General features: G+C 53.9%; 21 protein-coding genes, 1 tRNA gene and 1 pseudogene. 9 read left to right on the plus strand and 14 right to left on the minus strand.

Annotation, left to right across the window (positions count from 1 at the left end; translation table 11 throughout):
- Positions 1-525 (minus strand): IS5 family transposase (locus ACMHXH_RS16670; RefSeq protein ID WP_413737951.1); only part of this gene is annotated, 525 nt, incomplete at its 3' end.
- A gap of 568 nt (positions 526-1,093) precedes the next feature.
- Here ACMHXH_RS16670 and ACMHXH_RS16675 point away from each other — a divergent pair.
- Complete coding sequence (locus ACMHXH_RS16675; RefSeq protein WP_039033504.1) at positions 1,094-1,576, plus strand: hypothetical protein; 483 nt, start codon at positions 1,094-1,096, stop codon at positions 1,574-1,576.
- Positions 1,577-2,053: 477 nt separating this feature from the next.
- On the opposite strand, the gene groL is transcribed toward ACMHXH_RS16675, so the two are convergent.
- Positions 2,054-3,694 (minus strand): chaperonin GroEL, encoded by a 1,641-nt coding sequence (groL, locus tag ACMHXH_RS16680; protein ID WP_039033505.1) that lies wholly within the window; start codon positions 3,692-3,694, stop codon positions 2,054-2,056.
- 58 nt (positions 3,695-3,752) lie between these two features.
- Positions 3,753-4,043, minus strand: a complete 291-nt coding sequence (locus ACMHXH_RS16685; protein ID WP_025010152.1) for a co-chaperone GroES — start codon at positions 4,041-4,043, stop codon at positions 3,753-3,755.
- A 249-nt stretch (positions 4,044-4,292) separates the two neighbouring features.
- On the opposite strand from ACMHXH_RS16685, the gene ACMHXH_RS16690 reads away from it, so the two are divergent.
- A complete protein-coding gene (locus tag ACMHXH_RS16690) occupies positions 4,293-5,657 on the plus strand; it encodes an MATE family efflux transporter (RefSeq protein WP_039033506.1) in 1,365 nt (454 codons plus the stop codon).
- A gap of 215 nt (positions 5,658-5,872) precedes the next feature.
- On the opposite strand, the gene ACMHXH_RS16695 is transcribed toward ACMHXH_RS16690, so the two are convergent.
- A complete protein-coding gene (locus ACMHXH_RS16695; RefSeq protein WP_082014242.1) occupies positions 5,873-6,550 on the minus strand; it encodes an FxsA family protein in 678 nt (225 codons plus the stop codon).
- A 200-nt stretch (positions 6,551-6,750) separates the two neighbouring features.
- Between ACMHXH_RS16695 and cutA the strand changes: the two genes are divergently transcribed.
- The 6 genes from cutA to ACMHXH_RS16725 all read left to right on the plus strand — a co-directional run bounded on the left by cutA (position 6,751) and on the right by ACMHXH_RS16725 (position 13,448).
- The gene (gene cutA, locus ACMHXH_RS16700) at positions 6,751-7,083 is read left to right on the plus strand and encodes a divalent-cation tolerance protein CutA (protein WP_039033507.1); all 333 of its coding nucleotides are present in this window, start codon (positions 6,751-6,753) and stop codon (positions 7,081-7,083) included.
- Positions 7,080-8,888, plus strand: coding sequence for a protein-disulfide reductase DsbD (locus ACMHXH_RS16705; protein WP_039033508.1), 1,809 nt, complete (start codon positions 7,080-7,082; stop codon positions 8,886-8,888). The genes cutA and ACMHXH_RS16705 overlap by 4 nt, the downstream gene beginning before the upstream one ends.
- A 127-nt stretch (positions 8,889-9,015) precedes the next feature.
- Positions 9,016-10,635 (plus strand): cation:proton antiporter family protein, encoded by a 1,620-nt coding sequence (locus tag ACMHXH_RS16710; RefSeq protein WP_039033509.1) that lies wholly within the window; start codon positions 9,016-9,018, stop codon positions 10,633-10,635.
- Positions 10,636-10,837: 202 nt separating this feature from the next.
- Positions 10,838-11,989, plus strand: a complete 1,152-nt coding sequence (galK, locus tag ACMHXH_RS16715) for a galactokinase (RefSeq protein WP_039033510.1) — start codon at positions 10,838-10,840, stop codon at positions 11,987-11,989.
- Between the two features lie 32 nt (positions 11,990-12,021).
- Positions 12,022-13,053: an aldose epimerase family protein gene (locus ACMHXH_RS16720; protein WP_039033511.1), complete on the plus strand. Its 1,032-nt coding sequence runs from the start codon at positions 12,022-12,024 to the stop codon at positions 13,051-13,053.
- The gene (locus ACMHXH_RS16725; protein ID WP_039033512.1) at positions 13,050-13,448 is read left to right on the plus strand and encodes a DUF2391 family protein; all 399 of its coding nucleotides are present in this window, start codon (positions 13,050-13,052) and stop codon (positions 13,446-13,448) included. The genes ACMHXH_RS16720 and ACMHXH_RS16725 overlap by 4 nt, the downstream gene beginning before the upstream one ends.
- A 95-nt stretch (positions 13,449-13,543) precedes the next feature.
- Here ACMHXH_RS16725 and ACMHXH_RS16730 read toward each other — a convergent pair whose 3' ends face one another.
- From ACMHXH_RS16730 to fdhD, 5 genes are all read right to left on the minus strand, one after another.
- Positions 13,544-13,948: a hypothetical protein gene (locus tag ACMHXH_RS16730; RefSeq protein WP_039033513.1), complete on the minus strand. Its 405-nt coding sequence runs from the start codon at positions 13,946-13,948 to the stop codon at positions 13,544-13,546.
- Between the two features lie 424 nt (positions 13,949-14,372).
- A complete protein-coding gene (locus ACMHXH_RS16735) occupies positions 14,373-15,353 on the minus strand; it encodes an NAD(P)H-quinone oxidoreductase (RefSeq protein ID WP_039033514.1) in 981 nt (326 codons plus the stop codon).
- A 243-nt stretch (positions 15,354-15,596) separates the two neighbouring features.
- Positions 15,597-15,830 (minus strand): sulfurtransferase-like selenium metabolism protein YedF, encoded by a 234-nt coding sequence (yedF, locus tag ACMHXH_RS16740; RefSeq protein ID WP_025010175.1) that lies wholly within the window; start codon positions 15,828-15,830, stop codon positions 15,597-15,599.
- The gene (gene yedE, locus ACMHXH_RS16745) at positions 15,830-17,044 is read right to left on the minus strand and encodes a selenium metabolism membrane protein YedE/FdhT (protein WP_039033515.1); all 1,215 of its coding nucleotides are present in this window, start codon (positions 17,042-17,044) and stop codon (positions 15,830-15,832) included. Before yedE ends, yedF begins: the two co-directional genes overlap by 1 nt.
- Before the next feature lie 305 nt (positions 17,045-17,349).
- Positions 17,350-18,186, minus strand: a complete 837-nt coding sequence (fdhD, locus tag ACMHXH_RS16750; protein WP_039033516.1) for a formate dehydrogenase accessory sulfurtransferase FdhD — start codon at positions 18,184-18,186, stop codon at positions 17,350-17,352.
- Between the two features lie 141 nt (positions 18,187-18,327).
- Between fdhD and ACMHXH_RS16755 the strand changes: the two genes are divergently transcribed.
- A tRNA-Sec gene (locus ACMHXH_RS16755) sits at positions 18,328-18,422 on the plus strand.
- A gap of 69 nt (positions 18,423-18,491) precedes the next feature.
- Here the strand turns inward: ACMHXH_RS16755 and selB are convergent.
- The 5 genes and pseudogenes from selB to fdxH all read right to left on the minus strand — a co-directional run.
- Positions 18,492-20,327, minus strand: a pseudogene (gene selB, locus ACMHXH_RS16760) (selenocysteine-specific translation elongation factor); the annotation flags it as partial.
- Positions 20,324-21,745 (minus strand): L-seryl-tRNA(Sec) selenium transferase, encoded by a 1,422-nt coding sequence (gene selA / locus ACMHXH_RS16765; protein ID WP_039033576.1) that lies wholly within the window; start codon positions 21,743-21,745, stop codon positions 20,324-20,326. The pseudogene selB and the gene selA, both read right to left, overlap by 4 nt.
- 62 nt (positions 21,746-21,807) lie before the next feature.
- Positions 21,808-22,722: a formate dehydrogenase accessory protein FdhE gene (gene fdhE, locus ACMHXH_RS16770; protein WP_039033518.1), complete on the minus strand. Its 915-nt coding sequence runs from the start codon at positions 22,720-22,722 to the stop codon at positions 21,808-21,810.
- Positions 22,723-23,364: a formate dehydrogenase subunit gamma gene (locus ACMHXH_RS16775; RefSeq protein ID WP_039033519.1), complete on the minus strand. Its 642-nt coding sequence runs from the start codon at positions 23,362-23,364 to the stop codon at positions 22,723-22,725.
- The gene (gene fdxH, locus ACMHXH_RS16780) at positions 23,361-24,284 is read right to left on the minus strand and encodes a formate dehydrogenase subunit beta (RefSeq protein ID WP_039033520.1); all 924 of its coding nucleotides are present in this window, start codon (positions 24,282-24,284) and stop codon (positions 23,361-23,363) included. The genes ACMHXH_RS16775 and fdxH overlap by 4 nt, the downstream gene beginning before the upstream one ends.
- Position 24,285: the final 1 nt, after the last annotated feature.

Genomic DNA, 24,285 nt, shown 5'->3' on the forward strand with positions numbered 1-24,285 from the left:
TACTTCATTATCTGCTACAGTTTCAAGGCTTGTTTGCGCACCGATAATTTCATGTGTAGCGGCATCGATAGCCAAATGAAGCTTGCGCCAAACTCGACGTTTTTCTTTGCCATGCTTACGCATTTTCCATTCACCTTCGCCATACACTTTGAGGCCTGTGGCATCGACGACAACATGCGCTACCGCACCTCTTGAGGGATTGCGGTACTTGACGTTCACCGTCTTGGCGCGTTTACTGATACAGCTGTAGTCTGGAGCAATTAACGGTATTTTCATCAGCTGAAATAGGGAGTTGATGAACCCTTCGGTCGCACGTAATGACAGCTTAAAAATCCCTTTGAGCATCAAGGCGGTTTCGATGGCGGTGTCGCTGAATTGAAAGCCACGGCCACGACCGCCGTGATGCTTTGTGCAATGCCAAGCGTTAACCGCTGCCTCGTCCAGCCAGAAGGTAACCGAACCACGGTTGACTAATGCCTGATTGTATTGCTTCCAGTTGGTGATATTGCGTTCTGACTTACCCATGAAACTGACCGAAGACCTGTTATGCAAGATCAGATCATGGAAAGCGAAAAAGGTTCCGCTTATTTAGGCAACAACGCCTGGCCAAGATGCTTGTTAGAGCAAGAATTATGACCCTCGCTGTGGTTGGGTTGAATCGTTACTGTTTGAAATAGAAGGTGTTTTTGCCATTAATGAGAAGGGTCATGATACCCACAGTGCTTCTATTGTTATTGTGTTCGTATCATCCATTAAGATATTTTTACAAGTTACTTCACACACGTTTCACGGTTAGCAAATAATCAGACTCGAAGGAGAGTAAGCAAGCAAAAGTCAGGACACCCACAACACTTTTGCTGTGTGGAGTCTACAGGGACCTATCTATTAGTAAGAGGGCGACAAGCCTGCAGCCCTCTGGTGGGACTCGTCCTGCTGGGCCAGGAGATTCGGCACCTCCAGGCAGTCAGATCGGTGAAAATGAAATCTTTGGAAGGCCAGAAAATAGAAGAAGTGGCTCAAGTATTGACATTCCTGCTAATGGCGACAAACCTCATGAGACATTGCATTACCCATCAAAAGAGCAGAATAAACAATGAAATACTTAAAGTTTAGTACTGGTGATGTTTCACTGAACATTATAAAACACATTCTTTTGAACAATAGAGTGATTGGGTATGGTGTCCCAACATCACAGAACTTATCTTGTGCTTGGATATTTAACCTTTATTTTGAAGGTTTTGATAAAACTCTCAGTTTTTCATCAGATGTTGCGAGTTCTACAGGATGGAAAGAATATGGGTATTTAAGAATGGACTTGAAGCCAGTTGAAAGTAATAAAGAGTTAATTACATATGTGGCTATTGAGCCGATAGATATTTCATCGCTTGATATTCTAATAAATGAAGAAGATGACATAATTGCTGAATGCGGACTTATCTTAATTGGAGAAAATAAAAGATGGGTTGTGATATCAACTTCCCCAGCACCCGGAGCGGTTTCTGTTAAAGCGGACTTTAACACTGTAGGATATAAGCCGGAAATATTGTTGGAGCAGTGCAGCATAAAGAGAATTTGATTTTCATGAAAGAGTGAGGACAGCCACAACACTTCACCCGCAGACTGCACCAAATCACCCGGCATATGCGCATCAGTGACCGTCGCTAACATGGATGTTGGCGCCGAGCTTACAAGGACGTATTCACAGCGTGTCACTGAGGTGCATATGCATAAGGCCTGCGGCAGGCAATGAGTGGCACAATCAGCCGGAAGCCATTCCAAACCCAAACCACTCCCCCGCCCTCGGCAGAAACCGCTGAAATGGAAAAGGCCCGTGTTCGATGCGCGGGCCTTTTCCTTTCTCGGAATAAACAAAAGCCCCGATACGGTTAAGTATCGGGGCTTTTATTTTTAAGTTCTAAGCTTCTGAGCTTAAGACCGACATTACGTCTAGCGCAGGAAAAATCGTTTTAGAGCCAGGCATCTTGCCGCGACGTTTAGTGAACTAAACGAGTGTCAAGATAACGCCGCTATAGACGATTTTAACCCGCTAGGATCACATCATGCCGCCCATTCCGCCCATACCACCCATACCGCCCATATCAGGCGCAGCCTCTTCCTTTGGCAGCTCGGCTACCATGGCTTCGGTGGTGATCATCAGACCGGCTACAGAGGCCGCAAACTGCAGCGCAGAGCGGGTAACCTTGGTTGGATCCAGGATACCCATTTCCAGCATGTCGCCGTAAGTGTCGTTACCGGCGTTATAACCATAGTTACCGCTGCCGTTCTTGACGTTGTTGGCGACAACAGAGGCTTCTTCACCTGCGTTGGTAGCGATCTGGCGCAGTGGGGCTTCCATGGCGCGCAGGGCGATAACCACACCGTGCTTCTGATCTTCGTTGCTCACGTCCAGCTCACCAATCTTGGAGGCAACGCGAACCAGGGCAACACCGCCCCCAGGAACCACACCTTCTTCAACGGCGGCGCGGGTAGCGTGCAGCGCATCTTCAACGCGGGCTTTCTTCTCTTTCATTTCCACTTCGGTAGCGGCACCGACTTTGATTACCGCAACACCGCCGGCCAGCTTGGCCATACGCTCTTGCAGTTTTTCTTTGTCGTAATCGGAAGTCGATTCTTCAACCTGCTGCTTGATCTGGGCAACACGGGCTTGAATTTGCGACTCTTCACCGCTGCCATCGATGATGGTGGTGTTGTCTTTGGTGATAACCACGCGCTTGGCGGTACCCAGGTCTTCCAGAGTGGCTTTTTCCAACTCCAGGCCAATCTCTTCGGCGATAACAGTACCACCGGTCAGGATAGCGATATCCTGCAGCATGGCCTTGCGACGGTCACCGAAACCAGGCGCCTTAACGGCAGCCACTTTAACGATACCGCGCATGTTGTTCACTACCAGAGTCGCCAGGGCTTCGCCTTCAACGTCTTCGGCAACGATCAACAGTGGCTTGCCCGTCTTGGCCAGGCCTTCGAGGATAGGCAGCAGCTCACGGATGTTGGAGATCTTCTTGTCAACCAGCAGGATGAATGGGTTGTCCAGTTCAACAGAGCCGGTTTCAGCCTTGTTGATGAAGTAAGGAGACAGGTAACCGCGGTCGAACTGCATACCTTCAACTACGTCCAGTTCGTTTTCCAGCGCCTGACCTTCTTCAACTGTGATCACGCCTTCTTTGCCCACTTTTTCCATCGCGGTGGCGATGATTTCACCGATAGACTCATCAGAGTTGGCAGAGATGGTACCTACCTGAGCGATAGACTTGGAGTCGGAGCAGTCCTGAGACAGGGCTTTCAGCTCGGCAACGGCGGCGATTACAGCCTTGTCGATACCGCGCTTCAGATCCATTGGGTTCATACCGGCGGCAACGGCCTTCAGACCTTCGGTCACGATAGCCTGAGCCAGTACTGTGGCGGTAGTGGTACCGTCACCGGCAGCGTCGTTGGCCTTGGAAGCAACTTCCTTAACCATTTGCGCGCCCATGTTTTCAAACTTGTCTTCCAGTTCGATCTCTTTGGCAACTGAAACACCGTCTTTGGTGATCAGTGGTGCGCCGAAGCTCTTGTCCAGAACGACGTTACGGCCTTTAGGGCCCAGAGTGACTTTAACTGCGTTAGCCAGAACATTCACGCCCGCCAGCATTTTTACGCGAGCGTCATTGCCAAATTTTACTTCTTTAGCTGCCATGTTGATTATCCTTAAATTTTTCGATTACTTTGGAAGGTCTTTAATGGTTGTGAGTGGTTTATTCCACTACGGCCATCAGGTCAGCTTCTGACAGGATCAGGACTTCTTCACCGTCAATCTTCTCTTTCTTGACACCGTAACCTTCGTTGAAGATCACTACGTCACCTACCTTCACGTCCAATGGCTTAATGTCACCGTTTTCGAGGATGCGGCCATTGCCAACAGCCAGTACTTCACCACGGGTAGACTTTTCGGCTGCGCTGCCGGTCAGTACGATGCCACCGGCCGAAGTGCTTTCAACTTCCAGGCGTTTGACGATCACGCGGTCATGTAATGGACGAATATTCATCGATGGATTCTCCTAATGATTTTTGCCCAATATGAGGCGGTTCATGGTTGATGTAAAAGGCGACCAAGCCAATTGGCTTTAGCCGCTTGATGTTGGCTTATATGGGGGCCGTATTTGGCACTTCCAAGGGGACAGCTCAAAATTTTTTGAAAATTTTTGACCCTCGTTTTTTAAAGCCGGGGCAATCCTGTTAGAATCGCGCTTCCGCACGATTTCCTTCATCCATTTCACAAGAGGCAGATACGGGCCATGAGAGACAGACACGGGCTGCTCAGTCAGCCGATAGGTCGTGTACTGCTTAATATGAGTATTCCCAACATGTTAGGGATCCTCACCGTGCTGGGCTTCAATCTGGTAGACACCTACTTCATCAGTAAGCTGGGCACAGAGGCGCTGGCGGCGATCAGCTTCACCTTCCCTGTGACCCTGGTGGTATCCAGTATTGCCATCGGCATAGGCGCCGGTGTGTCCACTAATCTTGGCCGCCTGATAGGCGCCGGGCACGCCCCCAAAGCCAAGGTGTTTCTGCATGATGCCCTGCTGCTGACCTTTATTTTGACTGCCGGGCTTTCCTTGCTGGGCAGTTTGTTTATCGAGCCGCTGTTTTCCCTGCTCGGCGCCAAAGACGACATACTGCCGCTGGTGCATGACTATATGAACCTCTGGTATCTGGGGGCGCCGCTATTGGTGCTGTTGATGGTGGGTAATCAGGGCCTGAGGGCCACCGGCGATACCCGTTCCCCGGCGGCGATTTTGTCGCTGGCGGCGCTGATTAACCTGATCCTCGATCCGCTGCTTATCTTTGGTATCGGCCCCTTTCCCAGGCTGGAAATTCAAGGCGCCGCCGTGGCGACCCTGATCTCCTGGTTAATGGCACTGTCGCTGTCCAGTTATCTGTTGGTGGCCAAACGCCATATGTTGGTGGCCGCGGGCTGGTGTTTAAGTCGCTTTGTCGATAACTGGAAACAGCTGGCCCATATCGCCCAACCGGCGGCGCTGATGAATATGATCAACCCCCTGGCCAATGCCGTGATGATGGCGATGCTGGCCAGGATAGATCACGCCGCGGTGGCCGCCTTCGGTGCCGGTACCCGGCTGGAGTCTGTGCTGCTGATTGTGGTGATGGGGCTGTCTTCCAGCCTGGTGCCCTTTATCGCCCAGAATCTGGGCGCTGGTCAGAAGGAGCGCGCCCGCGAGGCATTGCTGCTGGCGCTGAAGTTTGTGCTCCTGTTCCAGACCCTGCTGTATATTCCGTTGGCGCTGCTGGCGCCGCAGATTGCCGCCCTGTTCACTACCGATCCGCAAGTGCTGGAATGGCTCAGCTTCTATATTCTGGTGTTGCCCGCCGCTTACGGCCCTCTTGGCGTGGTGATCATAGTGGCCACCTCGCTCAACGCCTACCACAGGCCCATGGCCTCGCTGGTACTGAATCTGTGCCGCCTGTTCCTGCTGATGCTACCACTGGCGGCGCTGGGCGCCTTCCTCGGTGGGGTAAAAGGCCTAATGCTGGCGCTGCCGGTAACCAACATACTCATGGGTATTGCCAGCTATTATCTGGCCAGCAATATCAGCGAACCGCAAAAAATCAAATCCCCCTGCCCCAATGAGGGATAAGCACTTGGCAACTCCAGAAAGCTGAGAGTATGCACGGCAGTAGTTGCCGCGACAGCATCCTTAAACTGACGCCGCGGCCACTGCTACGGCGCACTCATTCAAGTGCCGCGATAGCCACTGGCATAGCGATAAATGAGTGATAAATGTTTTCCAGTCAGCGCTGCAAGTTATGAAGAGTGAATAAAAAAGACCTTCCGAGCGGAAGGTCTTTTTTATCAGTGTTTGTGCCGATCACCTGCGCTACCGGGCCGACTATCATCTTGGTCTGTTTTATCTTCCGTATCCTGCGGCTGATGGCCTTTTTCACTTCGCTGATGGCTGTTTTCACTTCGCCGAGGGCTCTCTCCACCCGGCTGATGGCTCTCTTCTTCCAGCTGATGGCTCTCTTCTTCCAGCTGATGGCTCTCGGGACGCTTATCGGAAGGGTCGGCCTTGCGCTCAAATTCACCTTCAAATACATCCCCACCCTGACCTCTTTGATGAGGTGGTTCAAAGGGGTTGGCACCGGCTCTGAACTGGGCGCCGGTAACCACCTTGAGCTGCATCCGCTGATAGAAATAACGTGCCAGCGGTGCCCTAGTGATAGGGGTCAGCAGAATAAGGCCGATAAGGTCGGTAACAAACCCCGGTATAAGCAGCAGAATACCGGCCATAGCCAGCATCATGCCCTCGACTATCTCTTGCCCCGGCGCTTCACCAACGGCCAACTTTTTCTGTACCGACATCAAGGTACTCACGCCCTGGCTGCGAACCAGAGAAACACCGACCACCGCGGTGAGGATCACCAATGCCACTGTGTTCCAGCTGCCCAGGACTTCGCCGACCCGGATAAGTACCGAGAGTTCGACGACAGGGATCAGCACAAAGATGATCAACATTATCAGAAATGGCATGTAGGCCTCATTTTTTGCAGTAGTTGAAAACTAAATGGGGATAACCCGGTCTGATTTCAAGTCCGCAGCCTGCAACGGGTTTGGCGCTTAAGCTCACTGTTTCAGCAAAGCCTTAATGCAAGCCTGCGGCAAAACACGTAAAGTAGACGCTCGATTTTAATCCCCTTGGCTTAAGTCAGGTTTAATTTAACCCGCTCATTATGGACATAAAATCTCAACAAGCGCTGCTGGTTTTTTGCAGTTGCCCGGATACAGACAGTGCCAAGAGCCTGGCGGCAACCTTGGTGCGCGAGTCGCTGGTGGCCTGTGCTCAGGTGAGTCAGACTGTGGATTCATTTTATGTCTGGCAGGACGAACTCTGCCAGGAGACTGAAGTCAGTCTGCAGCTCAAATGTCTGGCCAGCGCCTACCCCAGGCTGGAGCAGAGACTACTCGAACTGCATCCCTATGAAGTACCTGAAATTATTGCTGTGCCCATCAGTCATGGGCTGCCCGCCTATCTGGATTGGATAAAAGACAACACTAAGCTATGAAGAAAATACTTACCCTGCTGCTAGGCAGCCTGTTGCTTCTCAGCCCGCTGGTTCAGGCCGATGGGATCTTTGGTAACAAGCAATTCGATTTTCTCAAGAGTGAACCTGAGCTGATGCCTGTGGATCAGGCCTTTGCCTTCGACTTTAGTCAGCAAGGCAATAAGGTCAAGCTCAGTTGGGTGATAGCCGACGGCTATTACATGTACCGCGACAAACTCAAGTTCAGCATAGATGGCGGTGAACTGGGCGAGATAGCCCTGCCCCAGGGCAAGGGCCACACGGATGAGTATTTCGGTGAGCAGCAGGTGTACTACTCCTTTATCGAAATTCCAGTTGCCATTAAAGAGGCAGGGGAAGCCGCCAAGTTATCCGTCACCTTTATGGGCTGCGCCGAGGGCAAACTCTGCTTCCCGCCGACCACCAGAGACGCCCTGCTTAAACCTGTAGCGGCCAATGATGGCATACTGCCCGATACCGACAAGAGTGCCGATGCAAAAGCGCCGGCTCCCAAGGGCCAGGCGGTAACCCAACAGGATAACCTGCTGGACAAGCTGCTCTCCGGCGACAGCACCCTCCTCAACTATCTGACCTTCTTCGTGTTGGGGATAGGTCTGGCGCTGACCCCTTGTGTGTTCCCCATGTATCCCATTCTGTCGGGGATCATTGTCGGCCAGGGGCAGAAAGTCTCCACCGGCAAGGCCTTTACCCTGTCGATGGCTTATGTGCAGGGGATGGCAATTACCTATTCGCTGCTGGGGCTGGTGGTGGCTTCGGCCGGTCTCAAGTATCAGGCGGCGCTGCAACACCCGGCTGTGCTTATCACCATAGCCATACTGTTTGTGGTACTCAGTCTGTCTATGTTTGGCCTCTATGAGCTGCGCCTGCCCGCCAGTTGGCAACAGAAGATGAACAGCCTCTCCAATAAGCAAAAGGGTGGCAATCTGCTGGGCGTGTTCGTCATGGGTGTGCTTTCGGGCCTGGTGGCCTCGCCCTGTACCACGGCGCCGCTATCGGCGGTACTCGTGTACGTGGCACAAACCGGCGATCTGCTACAGGGCTTTTTGACCCTCTATATTCTCAGCATGGGCATGGGTCTGCCGCTGCTGCTGATAGGCACCTCGGGCGGTAAGTTGCTGCCGCGCGCCGGCACCTGGATGAACATAATCAAGCATGTGTTCGGCTTCCTGCTGGTGGCCGTGTCCATCATAATGCTGGGCCGTATCTGGCCTGGATTGGTGTCGGATCTCATGTGGTCTGTGTGGGCCATCGTCTTTGTTGGCTACCTGATGCACCAGAACAAGCTGAGCCAGTTCAACTGGAAACAGACAATGCGCAGCGTGATCCTGACCCTGCTGTTGCTGTCGAGTTTCTCCTATGGCTTCCAGGCGGTAATGAGCGCCATGGGCTACCACTTCATGGGGCAGCCACAAACCGAGCATCATACCTTCAAGCGCATCAAGTCACTTGAGGATTTCAAGACCGAACTGGCAGATGCCAAGGCCGCCGGCAAGCCGGTAATGTTGGATCTCTATGCCGATTGGTGTGTGGCCTGTAAGGAGTTTGAGCAGATCACCTTCAAGAATGCCGAGGTTAAACAGCGGATGGAACAGATGGTGCTGCTGCAGGCCGATGTGACCGCCATGGATGAAACCGATGTCGCCCTGCTGGAAGCCTATGATGTGCTGGGGCTGCCGACACTGCTGTTTATCGATGAGCAAGGCCAGCTAACAAATGAGCTGAGAGTGACAGGTTTCATGGGCCCGAAAGAGTTTGCCGCCCACTTGGACATTTTGCTCAAAAACTAGTGCGTTAGTACTGACATTTCTGGAAAAGCGAACTTATCAGCAGATAAGTTCGCTTTTTTATTTAAATTTAATGCTCTTCTTATAGAATAACCTTCTAATAGCCATCATTTTTCCTAAAAGAATAAAAATGGAACCAGCAATTCTTGTTATTACCTTGGCCTGCGGCATGCTGGTCAACCGCATCAATTTACCACCGCTTATCGGCTATCTGGCCGCCGGCTTTGTACTCTATACCTTAGGGGTAGACAATGACAGCCTGCCAATGCTTAACGAATTGGCTAACTTAGGGGTTACCCTGCTGCTGTTTGCCATAGGCCTCAAGCTGGATATCCGCAGCCTGTTCAAGGCCGAAGTCTGGGCCGGCTCCAGCCTGCACCTGATGTTATCCATGGTGATCTTTGTCCCCATTCTCAAACTGCTGGGGCTGGTTGGCCTGGTGCAATTGACCAATCTCACGGTGGAACAGCTGACTCTGCTGGCCTTTGCCCTGAGCTTTTCCAGTACTGTATTTGCGGTCAAGGTATTGGAAGACAAGGGCGATATGCAATCCCTCTACGGCCGGGTCGCCATAGGTATTCTGATCATGCAGGATATCTTTGCGGTATTGTTCCTGACCATTTCCAAGGGGGAGTTTCCCTCGATATGGGCGCTGGCACTCCTGTTATTACCTTTAGCCAAACCCTTGATATACAGAGCCTTTGATAAGGTCGGCCACGGTGAACTCCTGGTACTCTTCGGCCTGGTGATGGCTTTGGTGGTCGGCGCCTGGCTGTTTGAATCTGTGGGGCTGAAACCGGATCTTGGCGCGCTGATCATAGGTATCCTGCTGGCAGGACACAAGAAGGCGTCCGAGCTGGCCAAGTCGCTGTTCTACTTTAAAGAACTGTTTCTGGTGGCCTTCTTCCTCACCATAGGTCTCAACGGTCTGCCGAGCGTGACAGATATTATGCTGGCTGTGCTGCTGGTGACACTGATCCCGCTGAAAATCCTGTTGTTTGTCTATATCCTCACCCGCTTCAAACTGCGCTCGCGCACCTCTATGCTGGGCTCATTCAACCTGGGTAACTTCAGTGAGTTCGGTCTGATTGTGGCTGCCGTGGCTACCAGCAAAGGCTGGCTACCCTCTCAGTGGCTGGTAATCATTGCCGTGGCACTGAGCTTCAGTTTTGTATTGGCGGCACCACTCAACGCCATGGTGGGCAACATCTACCAGAAGTACCAACAGAAACTGGTCAAGCTCGAGAAGCACCCACTGCATCCGGAAGACAGACAGATCCCCGTGGGCAATCCGCGCTTCCTTATTCTGGGGATGGGGCGCATAGGCTCTGGTGCCTATGATGAACTCAAGGCCAGATTCGATGGTGAGATCCTGGGGATTGAACACAAACAGGAGTTGGTGGATTTCCACCGCGAGCAAGGGCGTAACGTAGTACAAGGCGATGCTTCGGATACCGACTTCTGGGAAAAACTCGACCGGGCTCCCGGGCTTGAACTTGTGCTGCTGGCGATGCCGTATCATGCGGGCAATATGTTTGCAGTTGAGCAACTTAAGAAACTGAATTACCAAGGAAAAATCAGCGCGATTGTGCAATATGGTGATGAGGGTGTGGCGCTGCGCGAATCCGGCGTCCACAGTGTTTACAACCTCTATGAGGCCGCAGGTGCCGGTTTTGTCGAGCATGTGGTCTGTGAACTGCTGGCGGCCGAAACCGTCAAGGAAGCCGACGCCAAGAAAGCCGCATCCTGATATCTTAGTATCATTTAGCCTCACTCTGTCCGGCAGCGGGTGAGGCTTTTCCTTTCATCTTCCCGAATACCCCCTCAATCTATCCTGGAATGCAACCTGGATAAAAATCTCACTTACACCTCAGAGACAGAAATGATATAACAACAGAAAAGCAGTCATTTATGTTGCTGTTCGAGCGTTTTTTTGCGGAATCCATAAGAGCATGTCGAATCCTGCCCCCAGCGTTACCAAACTCTTTGTCAAAACCTTCGGCACCAAGCCCGATGCTTTATATCAGGCCCCCGGTCGGGTCAACCTTATCGGGGAACACACAGACTATAACGAAGGTCTGGTGCTACCGGCGGCAATCAACTTTCACACAGTCATCGCGGTCAAGCGCCGTGACGACGACAAGTTCCGCGCCGTATCAGGTGCCTTTCCCGGCATTTTTGAATGGCACTATGGCAATGAAGGCAGCATGAACGAGGATGAGGGCTGGGTCAGCTACCTCAAGGGCTTTACCTCGGCCATGGCCCAGAGCGGCCTACCTGCCCGCGGCCTGGATCTGGCGGTGATCGGCAATGTACCGGCCAACGCCGGATTAGCCTCGTCGGCCTCGCTGGAAATCGCCTTTGGCACCGCCATCAATGACACCAGTCAACTGCATCTGTCACCGCTGGCCATAGCGCAACTGGCGCAGCGGGGTGAAAACCACTATGTCGGCCATAGCTGCGGCATCATGGATCAGATCACCTGTGCCATGGCCGAAGCCGGGTCAGCGCTGCTTATAGACTGCCTGGATCTGGACTGCGAAAGCGTGCCCTTCCCCGACGATCTCAGTCTGCTGATCATCAATTCCGGTCTACCCTCCATCGCTCACAACAAAAAGTTTGGTGAGCGCCGCTTGCATTGCGAGCAGGTGGCAGGACATTTCGGTTTGGATACCCTGCGCCACTTGTCGCTCAGGGCGCTGCAAAGCGCCGAGGATGAACTGGATCCGGTTGCCTTTCGCCGTGCCCGCCATGTGATCAGTGAAAATCAACGCACCCAGAGCGCCTGCCGCGCCCTGGAGCAGGGCGATATCGCCAGGCTCAGTAAACTGATGGCCGAATCACACCGCTCGATGCGCGATGACTTTGAAATCAGCCATCCAGCGATAGATACCCTGGTGGAATTGATAACCGACGTCGTCGGCGAACGCGGCGGAGTACGGATGACAGGCAAGGGCTTTGGCGGCTGCGTCATCGCCCTGGTGGAACATGAGTTGACCGACAAGGTGATTGCCGCCGTCGAGCAGCAATACCCGGCCAAAACCGAGCTGGAGGTCAGTGTTTACCTGTGCAGCCCCAGCGACGGAGCCTGCCGCCTGGACTGAGTTGTAGACCTAAAGCCAAAAGGAACTAGCAGATGATACGTTTCAGCGCACTCGACAGTTGGGAAGATCCCCGCGGCGGCCAAATAGAAAGGGTCAGAATCGACAATGGCATTCTGGCGCTGGAAGTGCTCAGTCTCGGTGGCATTATTCGCTCACTGTGGGCGCCGGATCGCCATGGTGAGCGCGCCAATATCGTGCTTGGCTGTGACTCTGCAGCCGATTATCTGGATCAGGACGCCTGTTTGGGCGCGGCTGTCGGGCGTTACGCCAATCGTATCAAGCAAGGGCAAATTCACGGCCTGGGCAAGACTTTTTCTCTGGACAAAAACTTCAACGGCCACTGCCTGCACGGCGGCCACGAAGGCTTTCATCGGCGCCAGTGGCAACTGGGCACGCTGCCGGATGGGGTACGCCTCAGCCTGATAAGCCCGGACGGTGACATGGGTTTTCCCGGTGAATGCCGGGTGCAATTGGACTATCGTCTGGCGGGCAACAACCTGTTTGTGGAGTTTATGGCCTCAAGCAGCCAGGACTGCCCGGTGAGCCTGACTCAGCACAGCTATTTCAATCTCGATGGCCGGGCGGATATCGCTGAGCACCATTTGCAACTCGATAGCAGCAGAGTCCTGGCAACCGATTCCGAAGGCATTCCCAGCGGCATAGTCGATACCCAAGGCAGCATGTTGGATCTCAGCCAGGGCAAGACTCTCAAAGCACTGCTGGGACAGCCGGAACTGGCCGCCGGCCAAGGGCTGGATCACTGCTTTATCAGCCGGCAACAGAAAGATGAGCTCTGGCGTGTGGGTCGTCTGAGCGCACCGCTATCCGGCCGCGGCCTAACGCTGTACACCAACCAACCCGGAGTGCAGCTATACACAGGCGCCGGGCTAGAAGGGACCAAGGGTCGTAAGGGCCAAGCGTTGAAGGCCTGGCAGGGCGTCTGTCTCGAGCCACAAATGCTGCCGGACGCTGCCAATCAGCCACAACTGCACGGCGATCCCTGGATAGCCCCCGGACAAATTTATCATCATTTGAGCCGCTACGAGTTCGATACCCAGGCATGACCAAACTCTATTTCAACGCCGAGGATCTCGGCCAGATCAGCATAGGCGCCTTTGCCTTGTCCGTGCCCATCTCCTTTTCCGAGGAAGCCTGGATGCTGGCGGCCAATCTACCGGTAGTAAATCTGGTACTGGTGGTGGTATTGAGCCTGAGCTTTATCGCCCTGTTTGCCTATCAGAGTGTGTTTCAGGCCAACATCAAGGCCAGGGTGTGGGTGTTTTGGCTGCGGATCCTGCTGGCTTATGCCCTGACCCTGCTGGTGGTGAGTGTCGTCTTGCTGGCCCTGGATAAATGGCCATTACTGAGCGATCCCTTACTGGCGCTGAAACGCACCCTGTTGATCGCCATGCCGGCCTCTATGGGCGCCATCATAGTCGATAGCTTCGATAAAGAATAATCGGCTATCCAATAGATAATGTCAGTATTCGACTGTCCGGTATACCCGGGCCACCGCTTCAGTAAACTGAAGACGGACGGCCGGGTATAGGGATATCAGTCGTCGAAGCTGTCATCCCAATCGTCATCGAAATCATCACCCATGTTGTCGGTTTCAACCTCGACCTCAGGTTCCGGCTTGGGCTTACGCGCGGGAGCGCTGTCTTTGACGTTGTTCAGATTGACTCTGGCCTGCTGCTTTTGCATAAACTCGCTGCGGACCGCTTTGAATGCACTACCGAACTCACGCTCGGCAGCCTTGGCTTCATCCTCACCCAGATCATGCAAGTTGGGTTTAACTATATCTTCCACATATTCAATAATCGCATTGCGCTGAGAGTTGAACAGGTAGATACGTCCAGGAGATGCCTCGGGTAACTGATTGTCATGGACGACGATAGCATTGCCACGTGCGGTTCTGAGCTCGCCATACCAAACTTGTTTCTTTGCAGTGTTATACATATATGCCAATACCCTTAAATCAACACATACACCAGAGAAGTTGCCAATAAGTCGCTGCACTTTGTGCCTGGACTTGCTCGCGCCTTCCCTAAAGTTTTTCGGCCAAAGAAGCGCACTACTGCTCACTTTGCCACAATAGGTTTCCACCTTTGGAAGGTGGCGTTTTCAAGTGCGTATTCTTACAGAATCTTTCCGAGAATCAATGCTGCAAACCGTGATTTTTCCAACTAAATAACGATTAATTTTTCATGACAGCACCCTAGAGTGCTCTCACAAAGGACTTTAGCCTAAATTTTCATCAGGGCAAGTTGAATTTTGCACGCAAACGCCTTAAGGCTGCATGTTACAGCCAACCAGCGACGACGAAGAAAAAGCTGCCGAAGGAATATTCAGCAGCCAAAGGGAGTGGCGCGTCAGTAGCTACTTACTTCAGTGTCAGTACCACCTTGCCCGAGTGATTGCCGGATTCCAGCAAGTGGTGTGCCGCAATGCAGTCTTGCAGCGGGAAGCTGGCAAAGATATGTGGCTTAAGGGCGCCTTCATTCAATAACGGCCAGACCTTGGCCTTGAGCTCGGCAGCAATCGCCGCCTTGGCCGCGACGCTTTGAGGCCTCAGAGTCGAGCCGGTCCAAACAATGCGCTTGGCCATCAGGCGAAAGATATCCACTTCAGCCCTGGCCCCCCTTTGCATGGCAATAGACACCATGCGGCCATCAGAGGCGAGTACCTTGAGATTCTTGTTGGCAAAGTCGCCGCCAGCCATATCCAGCACCACTTCGACCCCCTTGCCCTCGGTCCAGTCCATTACAGGTTCGACAAAGTCCTGTCGGCGGTAATCAATCGCAAGCTCAGCCCCCAGTTGCCGACACCAGGCACATTTCTCCGGGCTACCGGAAGTCACCAGTACCCTGGCACCAAAAGCCTTGGCCAGGGCAATGGCGCTACTGCCGATACCGCCCGAGCCGCCGTGGATTAGCACTGTCTCACCTGGCTGCAACCCGGCTCGCATAAACAGATTGCCCCACACGGTAAAGAAAGTCTCGGGAATCGCTGCAGCCTCTTCCAGGCTCCAGCCCTTGGGCACAGGCAAGCAATGCCCCGCCCAGGTAAGCACATACTCACTGTAACCACCGCCAGGCACCAGGGCACAGACCGCTTGCCCATTTTGCCATTGGTCTACGCCCTGCCCCAATGCCACTATCTCGCCGGCCACTTCCAACCCCAACACGGGGGAAGCGTCTGCCGGAGGCGGATAGTTGCCCTTGCGCTGTGCCAAATCCGGGCCATTGACTCCGGCCGCCGCCACCTTGATCAACACCTGCCCCGGGCCGGGAGTAGGGATCTCGGCATCAGCCAAATAGAGCACTTCCGGTTGTCCGGGAGTATCAAAAATAACCTGTTTCATTACTGCTCCTTGATGTAGGGAAGAGCCGAACCACAGCTTATATTTGCCTTTAACTCGGTTCAGTGCAAATCTGGCATCGAGTCATGGCGGCCATCGGCGCACGACTTTCAGCTGGCTTGAAAGTCGAATGCCGCTCATATCCAGATGCCTGGCTCCCGCAATAGCCCACCATTAAACCCGCATAAAAAAACGCTGCAAAAGCAGCGTTTTATAACAATTGAAACAGCGGAAATTGATACTAATTCAGCGCTGAATCAGATAGCGGATCGTCGGGCCGTTCTGTTCTATCTCCAACACCTTGTAGCCGTGGTTTTTGGCATCCAGCGGAATATTGTTGATCGACTGTGGGCAGTCGCTGATCACTTCCAGAATTTCACCGGGCTTGAGCTGGGGCATAGCCTCCAGGGTGGCAACAGCGGGATATGGACAGGGTTCACCAACCATATCTAATTGATAATCAGGAGTATATTGGCTCATTACGCGGCCTCCGCAGTCAGTTGAGCATCCCGTTTGGCTTTACGGGCGAAGAATTGTTTTTCCCAGGCGAGCATGGCGACAAATGCCAGGCCCAGCATCAGATAGGTGGCCAACAAGCCGCCCTTGTCCCCTAAGCTGGAAAGCAGGTTGACCTTGTCCCAACTGGTGGCCAGTGGTTCGGCCAAGTCGTCCCAGTAGTAGGCCAGAATGGTGGAGCCGATAACGTTGCCCAGACCAACCCACCAGAAGTGTACCTGCCCTTCCACGGCGCGGTACATCCAACCGGTTTCGCAGCCGCCGGCCAGCACTATGCCGAAACCAAACAGCAAGCCGCCGATAACCGCGTTGGGACCGGCCCACATGATCTTGGGTGAAACCCCAAGTTGCACATAGCTGTAAATCCCTATGGCACTGACCGCCATACCTATAATGATCGCCTTAGCCATATGGGTACGGCCGGTGATCCACATGTCGCGAAATGCCGAGGTAAAGCAGATCTGTGCCCTTTCAATCAGTAGACCGAAACCGACACCGCAAAGCATGGCGATACCTAGCTTGGGCGCATTGAACAGGGTCAGGAGTCCCCAACCGACTATGCCGATAAACACCAGCATACCGATCCGAAAGCGCCGTCTGGCCTGGTTTTCATCCTGCTTGACCGAACTGGCCTTGGTGACCTTCTTCAGCGCCACCGGAATGCGGAACATGGGCAACAAGGTAAACCTGGCGCCAAAGTAGGAACCGGCAGCAGTGGCCAACGCAAAGAACCAGGCATGCAACGAGAACTGTGGGATCCCGGTAAAGAAGGCCGCCAGGTTACAACCCATGGCCAAGCGGGCACCGAAGCCGGCTATGATGCCGCCAACCAGGGCCTGCATGATACGCACCCGACTCTGTGGCATTCTGAGCTTGACGTTATTGGCCCATAGCGCCGCGGCGATACAACCACCGAACATGCCGATAATCATCATGCCGTCGATACGATCCAGCGGCGTGCCGGCCAAACCTATCACCTTGAAATAACCCCAGGTTTCCGGCTCAGCACCAAGCATTTGCAACAAGTGCCCACCCCAGCGGGTGAATTCGCCGGTCACGGCCCAGAAGGTACCGGTAAGACCAAAATAGTAAGTGGAAAGAATACCGGCGGCGATAACCGCCGGCATGGGGGCCCAGAAACGGACCAGATATTGTTGTTTAAATTGTTGCCATGTCATGTCATTACCCTAATGAACGAGACCTTGCCAAAACGGACACGGGCGTGTCCGTCAACCATTTTGTAAGGTGCGAACAAACAGCCCACAGCAACTGACCTGTCGCACCTTATTTCATGCCTTTACGGCGATAAAACCGCTGGAGTGCAGCAAACGACCGGCTGTCTGTCATAGTCAAAGCACTAAAGACCGGCCGAAACTGAGTTCCGACCGGTCACAAGAGTGTTTAACAACGATGACGAGCAGACAGTAGACGCTGTGCTAAAGAAAGGGCGAACAAGTCCCGTGAGGACTTTGTCTCTACTTACTTAAATGGCCTTGGCCAGGCGATCGCGGCTCAACCCCGTCAGTCTGTGACCATGGGTGTAGAGCGTCGCACGACCGTTGCGGCAAAAGCCCACCAGCGTGATGTTGCTCTTCTCGGCCAACTCCAACGCCAGTGAGGTCACGGCGGACATGGCAAAAAGAATCTGAATATTGGCACTGGCAGCCTTTTGCACCATCTCGAAACTGGCTCTGCTGGTCAATAAAACCGCGATTGGCCGCTCGGCATTTTTCTGTGAAAAGGCACCGATTAACTTATCCAGTGCTATATGTCTTCCAATATCTTCATAGGCATCAATAATATGCCCATCTTTATTTAAACCCATGGCAGCATGGGTGGCACCAGTTAATTTAAAGTGCTGTTGATTATCCTTAACAAAACTCAAAGCAACCTTTAAATTATTGATATTAAACTCGGCACCATCATCAACTCGAATAACAGGTTTAACCGCTTCTTCAAGTTGGGCAACACCGCAAAGTCCACAACCGGTCCTACCGGCCATATTGCGTCTTTGTTGCTTTAATTCCATAAAACATCTTTGGGTTATCTCAATCTGAACCAGCACACCTTCTTCGGTGTGCTCAAGCTCAATACCCTTGATTTCATTTATATTTCTGACTATGCGCTCCGACAGGGTAAAGCCGATAGCAAAGGCTTCGAGATCCTGCGGACTGGCTAACATTACCGTGTGGGCAATGCCGTTATAGACCAGGGCGATTCTCACTTCGTTCGCTAAGTAGTCAGTTAATTCAGAAGCCTGCCCTTGTTCCATAAGGGTGACTTGTTTCTCGGTGACAACGTCATGCGAATAATAATCCATAAGTACCCTCTGAACCTATCTAAATAATAAAAATTTACAGACTTTAAAATAAAATAAGAGCTATATCACAAACTCATAAAGTAAATAAAAACAGGGTTGCTTCAACTGAATTCATTTTCTATTATCCTTGTGTCTTTCGATGGAAGAACGTCGTCTCCGGTGAGGCGTCCGGACTTCAAATCCGGGTGGGGCTGCCAGCAGTCCCGGGTAGGTTCGACTCCTATGTTCTTCCGCCAATCTTCATGGGACCAGAAAAGTTCAGCGTCCCGGATCTCCCGACTGTTACTGCGATATTTCCTGCGGGTAAAACCGCTGCGATCGAAAAACTCCAACAGTTGGATACTCACCTTGCGGCCAAGACCTATCATCGCCTTGAACTCGGCGGTTTCCAGTTGCCCCTTTTGGTCTAAATGACCACGAATAAGATCCGCGTAGTGGCACAACTTACTGCTGAGCAGGTATCTGTCTTTCACCACTGCGGTGATAAATCCCTGTTGCACCAACTGGAAGCACAGCGGCCGCAGTTCGCCCGGATCCAGCTCAAGATATTCGGCCATCTCAGTTACCCACACAGGGGTATCTTGCTGCTCGAGCCAGGGAGATAAACGCTGCCAACAAGCTTCGGCTTGGGGATCCAAAGTCATTCTGTGTTGTGGCAACTGCAGTAAGGCGCCGCGCAGTACCATGCGGCGATCGCGACAGAGGCGCTCCAGGATCAAACTGGCAAGTGGCAAGGGGAACTTACTGTGACTCATACGCAGCAGGCGATTACGCCCCAACCCCAATTGATCCGGGTGCTGCTGATGGTATTGCTCCAATAAGGACAAATAGTGCTGCTGCTCGGCCTCAAGCAGTTCAGGTGCCAACAGGAAGCCGCCGTGGCGGCTGAGTCCGGCTTCCTGAATGAGTCGGGTCAAACCAGCTTCAGTCAGTTGCCAACGCCAGGCCAAATCAGCCACGGCCAAGGCCTGTTGCCGACCGAGGTGGGCCAATGCGGCAGCCGGAGTTTCGGCATCGGCGAGACAGCCAATAAGAGCGAGCCGCTCTTCGGTGCGTTTCTTGCGATTGGGTACAGTCAGCGCCAGCACTCTGGCGGCACCCAGGGTGTGCTTGCCACTGGCGTGACGCAGTACTATGGGGTCGTCCTGACATAATAACAACGGCTTATCCAACACCAGCTCAGCCAGGCTGTAGCCGCGCTCATCAGCCTCTGTCAACTGGGATATGCGTCCCAGGGTATGCTCGGCGCCGTGGTGGCAATGTACGCTCTGCCAGTGAGTCACAGGTTCAAAGGCACGGATCTGCACCACAGGGCGACCACAGGCATCCGGCTGTGGCAAGCTGCTGAGCCAATCGCCGCGCTGCGGCGCTCTGTGGTTATCGACACCACTGAGATTGAGGGCAACGCGGGTGCCCGGCAACGCCGTCTGCGACTCCTGTCCCTGGCAGTGAATGCCGCGGATCCTCAGCTTGTCTTTCTGACCCGAGCTGTAGAGGTTATCACCGACCTTGGCACTGCCACTGATCACTGTGCCAGTGACCACCCAACCGGCGCCCTTAACGCTGAATGCCCGATCCAGGGTCATGCGAAAGGCCTGCTGCGCGTCTGCTGCAATACAAGCCTTCTCAAGCTGCAGCTCGCTCGATGCCAGCGCCAGAATATGCTCTCTGAGCGAGTCGATCCCCTGGCCATTACTGGCCGAAACGCTAAAGACGCCGGAGGCCTTGAGGGCAAACTCGCAAAGCAGCGCCTCACTCTCTGCAACCACTTCATCGATGCGGGCCCGCTCCACCAGGTCACTCTTGGTAAGCACCAGTGTCAGGCTCTTAAGCGGCAACATGGCTAAAATTTGCAGGTGTTCACGGGTCTGCGGCATCACGCCGTCATCACAGGCCAGCACCAAGAGCGCGTGCCTGGCATGACTGACGCCCACCAGCATGTTATTGATAAACTTTTCATGACCCGGCACATCGATAAAGGCCAGCCGTTGTTCGTCGGCAAACGGCATAAAGGCATAACCCAGATCTATGGTCATGCCGCGGCGTTTCTCTTCCGGCAATCTGTCGGTATTTTGCCCGGTCAGGGCCCGAATCAGGCTGGTCTTGCCATGGTCTACATGGCCGGCAGTTACCAGGATCACAGCGATACTCCCAGGGTGCTCAGCTCGGCCAGCAGCTCGGCTTCATCGTCTACCCCGCGCAGATCCAGCAGCAACTGCTCATTACTGATCCGGCCGATCACCGGCCGCTCGGCCTGCTTGAAATGTTGCTCAAGCTCAATCAGGCTAGCCCCCGGATTGGCGCTGAACGCCAGCGCCACCGAAGGCAGGAAGGTATCCGGCTGTGAGCCACTGCCCACCTGGGTGCGGCACTCCACCAGCTCCAGCTGATAGCCGGGGGCAAACAGGGGCTGCAACGCCTGGTGTAAACGACTGCCAAGCAGCTTGAGTTGTTGCTGACTGCGGCCGAACTTGGCCATCATAGGCAGTTCAGTATCCAGGGTTTCCGGGTTGAGATAGTGGATCAGTGTGGCTTCCAGCGCCGCCAGAATCAGTTTGTCGCAGCGCAGCGCCCGCTTGAGCGGATGGCTTTGCAATTTATTGATAAGCGACTGTTTACCGACAATCAGCCCGGACTGAGGGCCACCGAGCAGCTTGTCGCCGGAGAAGCTCACCAAATCGACCCCATCGGCCAGCATCGCCTGCGGAGTAGGTTCCTGCTTGAGCCCGAAGCGGCGCAAGTCGGTGAGCGAGCCACTGCCGAGATCCGAGATCAGCGAAATATCATGCTCGCGGCACAAGGTCGCCAGCCGCGACTCTTCCACCGAGGCGGTAAAGCCCTGAATATGGTAGTTACTGGTGTGCACCTTCATAATGGCGGCGGTGTTTTCGGTTATCGCCTGTTCGTAATCCCTGAGATGGGTTCGGTTGGTGCTGCCCACTTCTACCAGAGTAACCCCGGCCTGACGCATGATGTCGGGGATCCGGAAGGCGCCGCCTATCTCCACCAGCTCGCCGCGGGAAACTATCACCTCTTTACCTGTGGCCACCGCCGACAACATCAACAGCACGGCGGCGGCATTGTTGTTAACCACACAGCAGGCATCGGCGCCGGTGAGGCGGTGAATGAGTGAGCTGACGGCATTGTCTCTATGGCCGCGCTTGCCGGCCTGCAGCTCAAATTCCAGTGGGGTCGGGTAACGCATCACAGAAGTGACGGCCTCTATGGCCGCCTCGGACTGCTGCGCCCGTCCCAGGTTGGTGTGCAGCAGGGTGCCGGTGAGGTTCCATACCGGCCGTAAACTATGGCGATAATCGCTGGACAGCTGATCAACCAAAATGCCATACAAGGCTTGGTGTGAGTGACACCAGTCGGGCAGGCGTTGCTCACGGCCTATCCCGGCTCTTGCCAGCCGAAGTTGTCCATCCAACGCCTGTTTGACGGCGGCCTTGCCAAAGCGGCTCAGCAGCGGAGCCAGCGCTGGCTCGGCCAGCAGGCTATCCATGGAAGGCAAAGCCCGATAGAGGTCTTTGAGGGTATCGGCAGTTTGGGTCATCATCTGTTTCATCATTGACTGAATAAAGGGAGGGCCTTAGCCCTCCCGGCTTTCTTACTAGCTGGTTACTCGCTGTCTTCCGTCTCGTGGGCCAGCAACAAAGGATTGACAGTGGTGGCACCATAGCCTTTCTCGTTGAGCTGACTGTCGAGCATCAGGGTCGCCAAATCATCGGCGGCCACATCCATCAGCGGCGACTTTTCGAGGAACATCATCTTGGTATAACCATGACAGGCCTCGCAGCTTTCGATGCGAACTTCGGCCTGATAGTCGTCCAAAGACCAGAGGGTCATCTCCTTGTCATGCCCGCAGCAAGTGCAATGGGCACGTATGAAGTGCCACTCGCTCTCACACAGGCTGCAATGCAGATAACGCAAACCGGCTCTGGGTTCATCGACTATCACGCTGGCAACCGGATGACTGCCACAAACCGGACACAGGCTCTGCTGTTTGACCTGGCGCTGATCCATGCGCTGAATAACTGCCGGCGCCCAGTGAGACCAATAAAGCCCCATGGCAGCCCACAGAAACAGACTGAACCTGGCGGGCACTGCACTCAGGTTGCCCTGACGCAGCGCCTGCCCCCAGGCACTCAATTGCTCGGGGGCCTGTTGCATCAAAAGACGCAGCACCCGGGCGACCGACTCATCCACCTGAGGCAGGAGTTCACTGAGCAGTTGCTGCAGCAAACTCTGCCAATAGCTGTCGGCACTGGGACCCAAGTCTGCGAGGGGCAACCCCTCGGACTTGTCCCAGGCGGGAGGAAGACCGAAGTCTTCCTCCGCCGCCAGTTTGGCCTGTACGGCGACCAAACGGCGACACAGCTCCAGGTAATCAGCCAGCGGCGAGTCCTTGGCCAACACTTCCAGACGCTTGGCTCTGCGCAGATAAACGCTGACAGGATCGGCGGCTTTCAGTGGTTTGAGCTCCAGCGGCGACTCGCTGCCGGGGGCCAGGGGTATCTCGGCTGTTTGACTCATTTAGTGTTTCTCCGCTTCCGAATCTTCTTCCAGCATTCTGGGGTGGTGCTTACGGCACCAGGCCTTGGAGACCTTGCCGTAAAGCATGCCCGCAACCGAACCTTCTACCCAGGTCGCCATCCAGAAGTGCACCATCACGAAAATCAGCATGATGAGAGCACAGATGGCGTGCACCAGAATCGCCCAGCCAATGGTAGTGGCTGAGAAATAAGGTGCAAAATAGGGCTGCCACATGATGAAACCAGTCACCGTCAGTCCGATGGAGGTCACCACGAAAGCACGGAACAGCACCTTTTGCCCAGGGTTGTAATGGCCGATAGGCGGGATCTTGTCCTCGTTCTCAAACATCACATCCTTGATGGACAGCATCCATTTCAGGTCGTTCTTCTCCCACTTGTTGTGATGGTAGTAACGCACCAACATCAACATCAGCGGCAGACACATAAACAACCCGGCAATGGGGTGAACGAAGCGCGCCAATTGAGGCGTGCCCGCAATAGCCCCCATCCACTGGAAGGAAGGATAAAAGAACGAAAACCCGGTCAGAAAGGTGACCAAACCTGCCGCCACAATGAACCAGTGGCAGATGCGGTCAAACAGCTTATGACGCACTATCATCTCTTGCTTGTGATGCTTGCTCATTTGCCGTCCTCCTCTTTCTGAGCCGCTTGCTGATCTTCCTCAGGCGGCTGATAACCGGGTTGATCCTCTTCGACTATGTTGCGACCAACGGTGATCTTGTGCAGACAAGCCACAGCAGCTGTTGCCAGGATCCCCACAGTACCCAGAGGCTTGACCCAGTCCTGCCACAGAGTGACAGACAGTGGGATCTGTGGATCTTCCGGCATGTTGTAGCTTTCGGGCTGAGTGACATCGTGCAATATCATCATCATCGCTGTGCCACCCACACCTTCCGGGTTGTACAACCCAGCCTTGGCAAAGCCACGCTCTTTGAGCTCGGCCACCCGCTTGTCGGCATAGAACAACATGTCTTCACGAGTACCGAAGCGCAGTGCGCCTGTGGTACAGGTCTTGACGCAAGAAGGCTCCAGTCCGACTGCCAAGCGGTCGGAACACATGGTGCACTTGTAGGCCTTGTTATCCTTGGGGTCGATTTTGGGGATATCGAACGGACAGGCACTGGCGCAGTAACCGCAACCAACACACTTGTCTGAATCGAAATCCACTACCCCGTTGGCGTGCTGGATAATGGCGCCTGCGGTCGAACACGCCTTGAGACAGGCAGGATCGGCGCAGTGCATACAAGCTGAGTGAGTGAACTGCCAGCGCAACTTGTTGCGCTCGTCCATCACCTCGTTGTACTCCATCAAGGTCCAGACCTGGCCGGAGAGTTTCATCGGGTTTTGATAACTGCCCTCGAAACTGCCCACTTCTTCACGCAGATCGTTCCATTCGGAACACGCCACCTGACAGGCCTTACAACCGTTACACTTAGTCGCATCAAACAGTTTTGCTACCTGCTTGATATCACCAATCCGAGTTTGCGATGCCGGCGTTGCCGCTGAGGTGCCTGAGCGTCGAATAATATCTTGTGTTGCCATT

The sequence above is a fragment of the Shewanella sp. BJSY2023SW001 genome (assembly GCF_047314685.1).
Classification (GTDB): domain Bacteria; phylum Pseudomonadota; class Gammaproteobacteria; order Enterobacterales; family Shewanellaceae; genus Shewanella; species Shewanella indica.